The organism is Vibrio sinus, assembly GCF_023634645.1.
In the GTDB taxonomy this organism is placed as follows: Bacteria; Pseudomonadota; Gammaproteobacteria; order Enterobacterales; family Vibrionaceae; genus Vibrio; species Vibrio sinus.
This window is the reverse complement of sequence record NZ_JAMKMR010000013.1, coordinates 135,132-147,295: the sequence shown is the minus strand read 5'-3', so window position 1 is coordinate 147,295 and position 12,164 is coordinate 135,132. Positions and strand designations below refer to the sequence as shown.

Annotated in this window: 14 protein-coding genes; 6 read left to right on the top strand and 8 right to left on the bottom strand. The window is 42.8% G+C overall.

Going from position 1 to position 12,164, the window contains the following annotated elements; all coding sequences use genetic code 11:
- Positions 1-22: 22 nt before the first annotated feature.
- Positions 23-925 (bottom strand): EamA family transporter, encoded by a 903-nt coding sequence (locus M9194_RS14570; protein ID WP_250613412.1) that lies wholly within the window; start codon positions 923-925, stop codon positions 23-25.
- Between the two features lie 119 nt (positions 926-1,044).
- On the opposite strand from M9194_RS14570, the gene M9194_RS14565 reads away from it, so the two are divergent.
- From M9194_RS14565 to M9194_RS14555, 3 genes are all read left to right on the top strand, one after another.
- Positions 1,045-1,521: a MarR family winged helix-turn-helix transcriptional regulator gene (locus M9194_RS14565; protein ID WP_250613411.1), complete on the top strand. Its 477-nt coding sequence runs from the start codon at positions 1,045-1,047 to the stop codon at positions 1,519-1,521.
- Between the two features lie 192 nt (positions 1,522-1,713).
- Complete coding sequence (locus M9194_RS14560) at positions 1,714-2,406, top strand: class I SAM-dependent methyltransferase (protein WP_250613410.1); 693 nt, start codon at positions 1,714-1,716, stop codon at positions 2,404-2,406.
- A gap of 30 nt (positions 2,407-2,436) precedes the next feature.
- A complete protein-coding gene (locus tag M9194_RS14555; protein ID WP_250613409.1) occupies positions 2,437-3,306 on the top strand; it encodes a queuosine precursor transporter in 870 nt (289 codons plus the stop codon).
- A 68-nt stretch (positions 3,307-3,374) separates the two neighbouring features.
- On the opposite strand, the gene M9194_RS14550 is transcribed toward M9194_RS14555, so the two are convergent.
- From M9194_RS14550 to M9194_RS14535, 4 genes are all read right to left on the bottom strand, one after another.
- Positions 3,375-4,271, bottom strand: a complete 897-nt coding sequence (locus M9194_RS14550; protein WP_250613408.1) for a helix-turn-helix domain-containing protein — start codon at positions 4,269-4,271, stop codon at positions 3,375-3,377.
- 468 nt (positions 4,272-4,739) lie between these two features.
- Entirely contained in the window at positions 4,740-5,222 is a 483-nt protein-coding gene (locus M9194_RS14545) for an NUDIX domain-containing protein (RefSeq protein WP_250613407.1), read from the bottom strand.
- A 75-nt stretch (positions 5,223-5,297) separates the two neighbouring features.
- A complete protein-coding gene (locus M9194_RS14540) occupies positions 5,298-5,678 on the bottom strand; it encodes a VOC family protein (protein ID WP_250613406.1) in 381 nt (126 codons plus the stop codon).
- Positions 5,679-5,804: 126 nt separating this feature from the next.
- Positions 5,805-6,734, bottom strand: a complete 930-nt coding sequence (locus M9194_RS14535) for a histone deacetylase family protein (RefSeq protein ID WP_250613416.1) — start codon at positions 6,732-6,734, stop codon at positions 5,805-5,807.
- 131 nt (positions 6,735-6,865) lie between these two features.
- Here M9194_RS14535 and M9194_RS14530 point away from each other — a divergent pair, with 131 nt between their 5' ends.
- Entirely contained in the window at positions 6,866-7,552 is a 687-nt protein-coding gene (locus M9194_RS14530; RefSeq protein ID WP_250613405.1) for an SDR family oxidoreductase, read from the top strand.
- Positions 7,553-7,557: 5 nt separating this feature from the next.
- Here the strand turns inward: M9194_RS14530 and M9194_RS14525 are convergent, their stop codons facing one another.
- Together M9194_RS14525 and M9194_RS14520 are read right to left on the bottom strand one after the other, a co-directional pair.
- The gene (locus M9194_RS14525; protein WP_250613404.1) at positions 7,558-9,495 is read right to left on the bottom strand and encodes a DNA topoisomerase III; all 1,938 of its coding nucleotides are present in this window, start codon (positions 9,493-9,495) and stop codon (positions 7,558-7,560) included.
- An 84-nt stretch (positions 9,496-9,579) separates the two neighbouring features.
- Entirely contained in the window at positions 9,580-9,915 is a 336-nt protein-coding gene (locus M9194_RS14520) for a Grx4 family monothiol glutaredoxin (protein ID WP_250613403.1), read from the bottom strand.
- A 358-nt stretch (positions 9,916-10,273) separates the two neighbouring features.
- Between M9194_RS14520 and sodB the strand changes: the two genes are divergently transcribed.
- Positions 10,274-10,858 carry a superoxide dismutase [Fe] gene (gene sodB, locus M9194_RS14515; protein WP_250613402.1) on the top strand — a complete coding sequence of 195 codons (585 nt, stop codon included), beginning with the start codon at positions 10,274-10,276 and terminating at the stop codon, positions 10,856-10,858.
- A gap of 97 nt (positions 10,859-10,955) precedes the next feature.
- On the opposite strand, the gene M9194_RS14510 is transcribed toward sodB, so the two are convergent.
- Entirely contained in the window at positions 10,956-11,108 is a 153-nt protein-coding gene (locus M9194_RS14510) for a hypothetical protein (RefSeq protein ID WP_250613401.1), read from the bottom strand.
- 482 nt (positions 11,109-11,590) lie between these two features.
- Here M9194_RS14510 and M9194_RS14505 point away from each other — a divergent pair, with 482 nt between their 5' ends.
- Positions 11,591-12,094: a VC2046/SO_2500 family protein gene (locus M9194_RS14505; RefSeq protein ID WP_250613400.1), complete on the top strand. Its 504-nt coding sequence runs from the start codon at positions 11,591-11,593 to the stop codon at positions 12,092-12,094.
- Positions 12,095-12,164: the final 70 nt, after the last annotated feature.

The following is a 12,164-nucleotide window of genomic DNA, read 5'->3' as shown; positions in this document are numbered from 1 at the left end:
TCCGCCATATTGGCGGAGTTTTTTATTCAGCAGCGCCAACCAAACGCTCGTCGTGGCTTGATCGTTTGGTTTTGACGGGCCTATTAGATAGGGTAATCGCCAACAATATCCCCAGCGCCCCAAGCATCTGCATACTGTTTAGCGTTTCTCCAAGAAATACATAACCAAGAATGCAGGCAGAAATACTGGTCATGAAGCCCAAAAACGATACAGATGTCACGGCTAGCTTTTCTAATCCCCGAAACCACAGCAAATAACACATAATCGTCCCGAACAAGACCAAATAGCTGTAGCCAAGTAGGTTAGTTGTGCTCAACGATTTCGGCACACCCTCTACCAACAATGCGATAGGCAATAATATCAGTCCACCAAAAACCAGCTGCCAGCCAGTAAAAGCCAACACACCCATATAATTTGGCCTACCCCATTTTTTAGTTAGCACCAGACCAAAAGCCATGCTGGTCGTGCCAATGAGTCCTATCGCTACTCCCTGCCAATCAAGTGAGGCGTTACTTTTAAGGACCAACAGCCCAATACCAGCTAAACCCACAAACGCCGCAATAATATGATTCTTATGTATTGGTGTAGATAACATCAAACGGCTAAGAAAAATGACAATCAAGGGTTGGCAGGACATCACTAACGCGGCCATCCCTCCTGGTAAATGCATCGCGGCGAAAAAGAGGCCATAGAAGAACAGTCCAATGTTCAGCAAGCCCAACAATGCAATGCGTCCCCACCATATACCTTTTGGTATCACTCGCGTGGCTAAAACCAATAGAAGCCCTGAAGGCAGTGCGCGAACAAGCGCGGTAAACAATGGGCTATCACTCGGTAACCAATGACTGGCAACAATGTAGCTACTCCCCCAAACCAATGGTGCAATAGCAGTAATCGCTAGTAAGGCTATTTTTTCTGAATTCATCAAAACTTACATCCCAACTCATTATTTAACTTTTTAGAAAGATACTTTTTAAAAAGTAATGGAGTTTTGGAATTTGATCAAGTATCTTTTTGAAAAGATAAATTGGTAAGGGGATCGAGATGAAAGATCACGTAGATAAGATTGTGGCCCAGTGGCATGCGGCCAGACCTGACGTAGACTATTCAAGTATGGCGGTCGTTGGCCGGTTAAATAAGGTTAGCTCCATATGGATGAAGCAACTCGGTCGTGTGTTTAAGCTTTACTCTATTAGCGCGGTTGAATTTGATATTTTGGCGACGTTAAGGCGCAATCAAACCTCTTTAACGCCAACAGAGCTGTATCAAGAAGTCATGCTCTCATCTGGCGCAATGAGCACACGCTTGGAGTCACTCGTCAGACGAGGTTTGGTGAGCCGTACCGCAAGCGCTGAAGATCGAAGAAGCTGTCAAGTGACTCTAACACCTGACGGAGTAACACTGATGGATGAAATACTGATAAAGCATGTTGCAAACATGGAGTCTATGCTGGCACCACTTAATGAGCAAGAACAAGAGCAGCTCTCAGGCATTCTCAAGAAGTTACTCATTGCAAAATAAGTACGAGCCGGAAGCCCTCTGAATATCTTTAAAAAATGAAAACTATGTTTCCATAGCCTTCCTTGCCTTGATCTTATATGCACCCAGAACCGTTCTAAGGCTATAATCTCGCGCTATATCAAGTTACCTTAAAATACTGAATTCAGAGCTAGGTAACTTGGTACATTTTGTTGGCAGCAGTGGAAGGTTATCGTGATTGAATTTACAGAGCAGGAAGTACATAAATATTCTCAAGGCCCCATCGCAGGCACCGGTTTTTTAGCGTTTCGAGATGTTCAAAAGCTATTATCTGAACTAAGCCTACAACCTGGCAAAGCGTTAGATCTAGGTTGTGGAAACGTACGATCAATTGCCACCATTAAAGACCTTTGTAGCAGCATACATCGCTGCGAATTCGATGGTAGCGCGATAGAAAAATTTCAAACGCAATACCCAGATATTCCCGTTTTCGCAAATAATACTAGTGCTGAGCACTTTCCATCTCAACCATACGATTCTATCTTCTCTTTTTTAAGGTTTTTCCATTTCGACTCATTAGCGTCGATGCGTTCTGAACTCGCACGTTGTTATCACTCCCTAAAACCTGGAGGTTTTCTATTCATCGTTCATGGTAACCATTCGCTTTCAACCGCCAACTACGCCAGTGTTGGGGGCGTAACACCCCCTCCATCTGTCGAGGGTGACAAGTTTAAAGTGAAGTTAAAACTTGTGGATCTCGTAGTAGAAGACACCTATTGGACGGTAGAAACCATTCAATCTGAATGCGAAAAACTGGGCTTCCAAATGCAAAAGATTCACCAGCCACTTGGCGAGCAAGCAGATAATCAGCCCTATCTAGATGAATATTCCGTCGCCCCTTACACCTATTTGGTTCTATGCAAATAACCTCTTCATCCGAGTTGATATAAGAAAACAATGCAACAATACATAGATATTAACGGCCAAAAAATACTACTGACTCAAGAGTTAATTGATTCTAATCCTGAAATTCTCAATCAAGTCGACGGCAAGTCGGCTTATTTCGCCGGCCGAGCGAGAGGATGCTTCGACACAGATCGAATTGACTATGTTGTACGAAAACAAGAGTACAAATACATACTACCGCTTTCGATCGCCCTAGTTTTAGTCATGATAATCAGCAATATATTATCAAGTAAGCTCGTTTCTCTCTTCGGTTTTACCATTACTGGTGGTATGTTTATCTACCCTTTTACATACCTATTTGATTACGTCATTACCGATGTATATGGATTTCAATATTCTAGGAGGGTCGTTTGGAGTGCATTTTTCTCGATGATGTTTTTCACATTTGCCATATGGCTTGTGATCATATTGCCACCTTCTAAGTTTTGGCATTTACAAGAGTCCTATGCTCTGGTGTTTGGCAGAATGATCCGAACCTATGTAGCATCATCAATCACCTTCTTGTTCTCATTTATGATTTCAAGCTATGTATTTCAAAAAGTGAAAGTCAAGAAAGGCCAGGGCTATCTATTCCAACGAATGTTCCGCTCACTACTGGTATCGGAAATGGTGGATACTGGATTATTTTGCTTAATTGCCTTCTACGGCATTTGGCCCCTGTCGAGTATGCTGCATTTCCTAATGTTCTCATTCAGCACCAAGGTCGTGTATGAAACCATAATGTACCCAATCGTGACTAAGCCTGTCATTAACTGGTTCAAACGTGCTGAGCAAAGCGATACCTTGGATAGCCATACCAACTTCTCTCCATTTAAATGGGAAATTAATTACAAACAAGAGAATAATCTTTATAAGGCGTAATCATGATAACAAGAAGGAGGCTAATGCCTCTTTTTTGTTAACCTAACAATGTTTCATACTGAAAAAATTTAGGCAAAGCTTACTTCTAATGTCCCATCTGGAATAATTTTTTTGATGGCTTGGATAAACCGCTCTTTATCTCTTTTGAGTAAGTGAGTTGTATTTGATGTTGTGGGGTTGAGCTCCAAGAAGGCGACTTTGCCGATAATCACTACCTCTGATAGTTCAAAAACATCTGAAAAGAAATTTAAGCTTCGCACTTGAGAGGCGGTATTAATACCAATATCGATTTTTCCATTGACCAAGAACAAGCATGAATCTCCACTTTGAATATTGTGCGCTTTCACCTCAGCATCCACAATAACCACTTTGCCCTTGTCAATATAGCGGCCTGAAAACGAGCCGTCATTCAAGATGCCCACCATGTTTTCGATACCACTAGCAAAGTCAGCCTCCATTTGGGCAACTGGAGCTATGATATTTTTGATGATATCCGTGCCACCTATTAATGGGATAGACGACGTCGTGTTTGGTTTACATACCATGTCATATATAGAGCATTTAAAAAGCTCACACAGCAGCAAAGATTCAACTAGCGTGAGTGTATATTGGCCAGACAAAAGCTGTTCAATCGATTCTTTCGCGATCAAAGTTCTACTGTGAATATTGTCGACAGATAAATGTGACGCTTCTATTTTTTCGATAAGCCTCTCAATAAAGGTTTGATTGGCGCTATATATTTGCTCAATTCCTATGTAGGATTCACTACGATTATTTTCGATACCATATTCAAGCCACTCAGGTGTCACATCAAGCGCTAGAGCAATATCGACCACCATACGCGTTTTCTTGGACTTCCCCGTGCCAAGCTTGCTAAGAAATACAGGATTGGTGTTTAGCCTTCGGGCTAGCTCCCTTTGCGAGATACCTTTTTGCTCTAATGCCCACAAAAAACGCTCGGCCATAGTTTTGCACTTAGAACCCATTTAACTCTACCCAATTATCATTATTACTCTAGACAAGCCCAGCATGTTTATTTCAACAAACTGGGTAAGGCGTCAATACTAATTTTTAGCCTCGAAATAATACCTATTAATCAACCTATTATCAAAAATCGCTAATGCGCTGAATCATTTGACATCAGCAAATAGTAACTAATATAATCGCGATTACTTAAGTAATCACCCAATATATTTCAGTGATTGCTACACTAGATGAATTTACAATTATAGATAAGCTATCGCTATGAGGTCTTCATTAGTACTCATAGCACAGCATTTTTAATACATAAGAATGCTGTATTTAGCCAACTGACATTTTACCCGCCTCTTCAATTAGGGTAATCGCTAATATTAGCGCTGGCCTGCAGCTGAGCTGTGGGCTATTTTTTCGTAAATTGGCTCTGCATCTTGAAGTATCTTAAGGTACAAAAACTATAAATAGTTCACTTCATCATTCTCACCCTGAATATAACAACCTAAATGAGTAGAGAAATTTTGCTCCTTCAAAATGTCCATCACTGTTGTGTCTAATCCCTTAGGATAAAGGCGTAAATGAGTTAACTGATCAACCGCGACCCACTCCACTGCCTTAATGAAGTCTTCGTCATTTAAGCCAACTAAGTTTTCTAGGTGAGGTTCACCAGAGTAGCGACAAATATGGTAAAAAAACTGTGCGTTGTATCGGCCTGCTTTTGTCTCCACAAATTCACTGACGCAAATTAGCTCACCCACTTTCACTGACAGCCCTGTCTCTTCTTCAAACTCCCGTTGCAGTGCTTGCTTGGTACTACGATCGCCTTTTTCCAAGCCACCACCAGGCAAAATCCAGTATTCACCAGAGTGGTCGCACACTTTGAGCAATAAGATCTTCTCTCCCGAGATAAGCACCCCTGCTGCTCGAATTCGATGTTGCATGGATTATCCTTTCGTCTACCGATAAAAAAGCCAAACTCCCAAGTTTGGCTCCAGCATTGATAGAGCTTCTCTACTTCATGTCATGGAGTGCAAACCGATTGTATTACCTTCGGTATCAGTCGCAATGGCGATAAACCCGTGTTCGCCAATAGGAAACTTACCCGCTTGCAATACACCGCCAGCAGCTTCGACACGACTTGCTTCAACACTGCAATCTTCGCAGGAAAAATAGACTAATGTGCTGTTTCCACCAGCGGGAATATCTTTCATTTTGACTAACGCTCCAGTTGCCCCGTACCCGTCTTGGTTACTAGGAAAACCCCACATCTCTAACGCCATATTGGTCGGATTTTGTAGGGCTTCTAAACTCACGTTAAGTACCGTCTCATAAAATTGTTTTGCTCTGGTGATATCATCAACGTAGATTTCGAACCAGACGATTGGATTTGATTGCATGGCTTGACCCTCGGCTACTTGTACTATTACAAGATAGTTCATAATGGCGCAGCCATGTTACCAAGTATGGCTCTCCCATCCTGAAGACTTAGTCACCATTATCCAAAAGTCGTATTTATACCCAAGCTACCTTGTATCTGGAGACACAGAATTGAGAGCAGCCTTTATTAGCTGCATATGAGGAAGAACGAGATCGGCGTGATTATCTCGATAACCTCCCCCGACTACACAAGCTAACGGGAGGCTTTTCTCTCGTGCTAAGTCCAACATAAACCTATCTCGTTGGTAAATAGCATCTGTCGAAACATTGAAATAGCCTAATTCATCATCAATGTGGATATCTACCCCCGCGTCGTAAAGAATCAAGTCTGGCTGATGGATATTCACTGAAGTCTCTACCACGGAAGTAAAATGATCTAAAAATTCACGATCGCCCACCTCCCTGGGCAACGCGATATCGATATCAGAGTGAACTTTACGTGCGGGGAAATTTTTCTCGCAATGAAAAGACACGGTCACGATATCTGTACGCCCTTCACAAAGCGTCGCGGTGCCATCACCTTGATGAACATCACTGTCTATGACCAATACTTTATCAACATGCTCATTTTTCAACGCTTGCTCTGCTGCCAGCACTAAATCATTAAATAAACAAAAACCACTACCAAATTCTTTATGAGCATGATGATAACCGCCGCTCAAATGAATCGCGACACCACTCTCCAAAGCCAGCTCAGCGGTCAAACACGTTCCACCCGCAGAGGTTAATGTCCTCTCAATCAGCCTTTCACTCCAGGGAAAACCGATCCTGCGCATTTTGCTTAGCGGCATAGAGCCATCCAACAAATGGGATACGTACTCTTTCGCATGTACTTGTGTGATCTGCTCTTCACTTATCGCTTCAGGCTGCACAAATCGGAACCGCTTTTTCCATTCATCGTGATTCATTTGTACAACAATTTCTTCGTATAGCAGTCGATATTTGTTGATCGGGTAGCGATGCCCGTTTGGTAAAGGTAGATCAGAGTAGATAGAATGATAAATCAATGGAATCATGTCATTTAAACACATAGCACAGCTCTATAATAGCGACATGCTATCGGTAGCTCACGCCTCTTTCAATGATTGATTTTGCTTTGCGCTACGCGCACAATAAGCCTTCCACTTCAAAGAGTAAGAGCGAAAATATGAGCCTTGTATTTATCACTGGAGCTGGTCGCGGTATCGGCTTGACGCTGGCCAAATGGTATCTAGATAATGGATGGCAAGTCCATGCGACTTACCGAAATGAACAGTCCGCTAGGGAATTATTATCACTAGAACAGGCCAACGCATCATTGACCTGTCACTGCCTTGACGTCACAGATTATCATGGCCTATCAAACCTCACAGCACAGCTTCCACCCATTGATTTGCTCATCAATAATGCCGGGTACTACGGCCCATCTGGCTATTCTCTCGGGGAGACAGACATCGAAGAATGGCGCAAAGTATTAGAGACCAATACCATTGCTCCACTGAAAATTGTGGAAACCTTACTGCCACTTTTAAGGAAAGGGCAGGTCAAAAAGATTGCTTGCTTGTCATCAAAAGTGGGTAGCATGACAGACAATACTTCAGGACGAGGTTATATATACCGCTCGTCAAAAGCCGCGCTCAACTCTGTTGTTAAAAGCCTAAGCATCGATCTTGCCCCAGAAGGGATTATCGTACTGGCACTGCACCCAGGCTGGGTCCAAACCAAAATGGGCGGCCCCAATGCGCTAATTAGTACTGAACGTTCGGTCGAAGGTTTAGCGCAAGTGATAGATTCAGCAACCACTGAAAACTCTGGTCAATTCATTAACTTTGATGGTTCAGCCATTCCTTGGTAGTAGCGTTAACTTGTTTTGCTTGGACGCCTTGCTCGCCGCTTCTTTTTAAACGCTGGCCGTTTTACTTGCGGCAAATGACGTAACGACTCAGGCAGGGGCCCCGTTTTAGCTTGAGTCATTAATTCTGTCACTCTCTCTACAAGCTTATCCATAAAAGGCTGGTAAGGCTGGCCTTTTTCACTCATGGCTTGCAATTGATGCTCCCAATGCGCCGTTAAATCAGGCAGTGTCGACTCTATTGGTAATGCATGCACTAACCCTCGTCCTGCTGGCGTACTAACGATCGACTTGCCTTCACGGCTCAACAATTGTCGTTTAAAAAGGGTGTCTAAGATCCCTGCACGCGTCGCCTCTGTACCTAACCCATCGGTGTCTCGAAGTATCTTTTTGAGCTCTTTATCTTCAACATATCTTGCAATCCCAGTCATGGCCTGGAGCAAAGTAGACTCAGAAAAGTGTCGAGGGGGCTCCGTCTTACAATCTTTAATTTCACCTTCACGACAAATCAGCTGTGTCCCTTTTTCGATGGCAGGAACGTTATCAATATTGTCGTTTCTCTCATCCATTGTTTGGACTAATAGCACTCGCCATCCGGAAGAAAATAACTGCTTTCCTTTGGCGACGAACATGCCACCAGCGATATCGAATATCAATTTACCTTCCGAATAAACGGCAGCAGGAAAGAACTGCATTAAGTATTGACGCGCGATCAACTGGTAGACTTTTGCTTCTCTAGGCGTCAGCGTGTCTACCGATTTAGTTTTTGCAGTAGGAATAATCGCATGGTGGGCATCGACTTTGCTGTCGTTCCATGCCTTAGACTTCAAATTTACATCGGCCTCTTTACCTGACTGAGATAACTCGTGTGAGTTACTAAAGATGGCACTCACTATCGCAGAAGCTTGAGAAAAGTGTTCTTTAGGTAAGTAGCGACAATCTGAACGTGGATAGGTGATAAGCTTATGTTTTTCATACAAAGACTGGCAGGTATCAAGTACTTGCTGAGCGCTCATGTTACATTGCTTTGCAGCATCAATTTGCAAAGCTGACAGAGAATAGGGTAACGGTGGCGCTTGCTTGGTTTTCTTATGCTCAGATTCCACAACAGTAGCAGGTTGATCAGCAATACGACTGGCCACGTTTTCAACTAACTTGCGGTTCAGGACTCGCCCTTCCTCATCTTGCCATGGCCTACACGCTTCACTAGGTTTCCATTTCGCTCTGATATCAAAACTAACACGTGCGTCTTGATAGGGAATCAGAGCATGCAAGGTAAAATAATCTTTAGGGATAAAATTTTCGATTTCTTCATCCCGGCGCACAACCAAACCCAGAACAGGTGTCTGCACTCTTCCTACCGAAAGTACTCCTTGATAGCCCGCTTTCTGGCCCAGCAACGTAAATGCACGCGACATATTCATACCATATAGCCAATCTGCTCTTGAGCGCGCTAGTGCAGAGATGGACAGTGGAATAAAGTCTCGATTGCTTCGCATCGTATTCAACGCTCTTTTCACCGCTGGTAAGTTGAGATCGCTAATCAATAGCCGCTGCGTCGTCTCTTTTTTACTTTTACTCACCTTGCAGTAATCCAGAACTTCATCGACCAATAGCTGCCCTTCCCTATCAGGATCACCAGCATGAACAATAGTGGATGATTGCTTAAGGAGCTTGCGGATGACCGTCAGCTGTTTGCTCGAAGCCTTGCGAGGCCTAAGTTGCCACTGCTGAGGGATAATCGGTAAATCGCTAATATTCCATTTTTTATAGCGCTCATCATACGCATCGGGCTCAACTTGTTCTAAAAGGTGGCCAATACACCAAGTGACAACATCACCATTACCACAACGAATAAAGCCTTGATCCTTTTTCTGTGGGTTGGGAAGTGCCGCTGCAATTGCACGGCCTAGACTGGGTTTCTCAGCGATAAAAAGTCGAGTCATTGGAATGGATTAGGCATAAATAATTAGGGCTACAATATTGAAATTGTAGCCCTAAAACAAGAAAAACTGTAATTTTATACAGTATTAATCTGCATCTTCCTCAGTATTCGCTGCAGCTTCTTTCACCAAAGGTTGAAGTTCACCTTTTTGGTACATCTCTAAGATGATGTCACAACCACCAATCAGTTCACCGTCAACCCAAAGTTGTGGAAACGTTGGCCACTGTGCATATGCAGGAAGCTCTGCGCGAATATCAGGGTTTTGTAGAATATCAACATAAGCAAACTTCTCACCACAAGCCATTAGTGCTTGAGACGCTTGAGAAGAAAAACCACAACTTGGCAATTTAGGAGAACCTTTCATGTACAAAAGAATTGGGTTTTCTGCTATTTGCTGTTTAATTTTATCTATAGTTTCCATTGCTTCCTCATTATACGAATGGACGACACCTAATCCTGCTATTTTAAACCATTAGACAAGAATAAAAAGCATAGATTCAATATGGGTTTTATTTCAGTACCGTTTATGCCATCAACCACTTCGCAGCATACCAAATGATCTAAGCCATATAAGTGATTTATCTGATTGATTATATTGAAAGTTGCCCAACTGGCTCCGTATAATCACCACTCGGTGGCGACTTTTGCTTGCTTTACTCTTTTAATAAAGTAAAAACTTGCTAAACTGTAGCCAAAGTCAGCGACACCGACTCAATAAAAACAATTTTTAGAAGCAATTGAAAGTACTTACTCTTTCATCATACATGGAGAATCGAGCAATGGCATTTGAACTACCCGCTCTTCCTTACGCAAAAGACGCTTTAGAACCTCACATTTCCGCTGAAACTCTAGACTACCACCACGGCAAACACCACAATACTTACGTAGTTAAGCTTAACGGCCTAATTCCAGGTACTGAGTTTGAAGGTAAAACGTTAGAAGAAATCATCAAAACTTCTACTGGTGGCGTATTTAACAACGCAGCGCAAATTTGGAACCACACTTTCTACTGGCACTGCCTTGCACCAAATGCTGGCGGAGCGCCAACAGGTGCCGTTGCAGATGCAATTAATGCGGCATTCGGTTCATTCGAAGAGTTCAAAGCAAAATTTACTGATTCTGCAATTAACAACTTTGGTTCTTCTTGGACTTGGTTGGTTAAGAAAGCAGACGGCTCTCTTGATATCGTTAATACATCTAACGCGGCAACACCACTCACTGAAGAAGGCGTAACACCGCTTCTTACTGTTGACCTGTGGGAACACGCGTACTACATCGATTACCGCAACGTTCGTCCTGATTACATGAATGGCTTCTGGGCTCTAGTAAACTGGGCATTCGTGGCAGAGAACCTAGCTAAGTAATCTATCCGCTTTAGCTAATGTTTACATTGAAAAGCCTGCAAACGCAGGCTTTTTTTGTATTTCCATATTGCGGTATTTAACCGGCTCTAGTAGGTCCCTAAATCACCACAACTCGGCGCACCGGTCGAACGATGACTGCTCTTGGAGCAGGTTTTACGACCACCGTTCTTGCTGGCGGTGGTGGCGCCATTACGCAGCCACTCAATAGAAATGTCACCCCAATGACAACGCCTGCTAATAGTTTCTTCATGTTTTACCTACATTTTTATCAATATAGAACGTCGAACTTTATCATAAAAACAGTGTTCGATTAGTAAATATTCTGTCAGCCATTTGGTATACACACATTATGGATTCAAATGACTGTGGATCGCATATAACGACTCAGGATGAATTGGCTTTACAATCTGAACAACTGCTCTAAAGTACGACTACCCTGGGAACGGGCCTTACAACAACGGGCCCAGGAACCATGACGCAACCACTTAACATAAGTGTTACTAGCATCAATAGTCCAACCAAAAGCGCTTTCATACTTTACCTAACCTCGGTCAGTTTACCCCTTAGAGTATGCGGTTCTAATAAGTAATAGCGAGCTAATTTACGTTTATTTACTTCAAATTGAAACTGATTAAATTCCTCAACAGAGTGAATTCATTGGCTTTCGTTAGCAAGAAAGTTCTAAAGTTATTGTTTGTTTTTCCGCTAACAAGTTGTTCAGCAGGAGAAAATATGCAAGTACATACTTTGGATAAAACCGACATCATTAACGAACTGACTATAGGCTCGTCTATAAACCACGCTGTTCAAGCTGGACGTAGATCCGATTTTTCGTTATTGGTGGCGATGTTCTCTGAAGATGTTAGAGACAATACTCCTGTTGAAAAAATCTCAGCCAAAGCAGACACAGAGTCTCTATTAAGAGCAAGATTTCACCTTGCCGCTCCCCAAGCTCTGGTTTCGAATGAGGATTCGTATCCTGTATCTGCGATGCAGTCGCAAGCATTTCATCAAGGTGGAATACTCAACACTAAACTCCATCATTATTTGCTACCCGAAGCGCTGCTTTATCAAACTGAAGATACCGGAGGGTTGCCGGAAGAGGTATACCATAATTTATCGGGTCATGAGCGCAGGAAGCATGCCAAAAAAGAGCTGCCGCAGTCACTTCCAACCGATCTTTACAGTCAGTTGCTTGTTGCTTCTCGCAAAGATCAATTGAATATCAACGTATAACGCCAATCATTCACCAAGAAACAATTTAATACAGGAAGTATATGATGTGTGAATTAGAGCACAAATACCA

Bases quoted from the DNA above. Each gene is read 5' to 3' on its own strand.
- M9194_RS14570 (WP_250613412.1), bottom strand. From the start codon at position 925: ATGAATTCAGAAAAAATAGCCTTACTAGCGATTACTGCTATTGCACCA.
- M9194_RS14565 (WP_250613411.1), top strand. From the start codon at position 1,045: ATGAAAGATCACGTAGATAAGATTGTGGCCCAGTGGCATGCGGCCAGA.
- M9194_RS14555 (WP_250613409.1), top strand. From the start codon at position 2,437: ATGCAACAATACATAGATATTAACGGCCAAAAAATACTACTGACTCAA.
- M9194_RS14550 (WP_250613408.1), bottom strand. From the start codon at position 4,271: ATGGCCGAGCGTTTTTTGTGGGCATTAGAGCAAAAAGGTATCTCGCAA.
- M9194_RS14545 (WP_250613407.1), bottom strand. From the start codon at position 5,222: ATGCAACATCGAATTCGAGCAGCAGGGGTGCTTATCTCGGGAGAGAAG.
- M9194_RS14540 (WP_250613406.1), bottom strand. From the start codon at position 5,678: ATGCAATCAAATCCAATCGTCTGGTTCGAAATCTACGTTGATGATATC.
- M9194_RS14535 (WP_250613416.1), bottom strand. From the start codon at position 6,734: ATGATTCCATTGATTTATCATTCTATCTACTCTGATCTACCTTTACCA.
- M9194_RS14530 (WP_250613405.1), top strand. From the start codon at position 6,866: ATGAGCCTTGTATTTATCACTGGAGCTGGTCGCGGTATCGGCTTGACG.
- M9194_RS14525 (WP_250613404.1), bottom strand. From the start codon at position 9,495: ATGACTCGACTTTTTATCGCTGAGAAACCCAGTCTAGGCCGTGCAATT.
- M9194_RS14520 (WP_250613403.1), bottom strand. From the start codon at position 9,915: ATGGAAACTATAGATAAAATTAAACAGCAAATAGCAGAAAACCCAATT.
- sodB (WP_250613402.1), top strand. From the start codon at position 10,274: ATGGCATTTGAACTACCCGCTCTTCCTTACGCAAAAGACGCTTTAGAA.
- M9194_RS14510 (WP_250613401.1), bottom strand. From the start codon at position 11,108: ATGAAGAAACTATTAGCAGGCGTTGTCATTGGGGTGACATTTCTATTG.
- M9194_RS14505 (WP_250613400.1), top strand. From the start codon at position 11,591: ATGCAAGTACATACTTTGGATAAAACCGACATCATTAACGAACTGACT.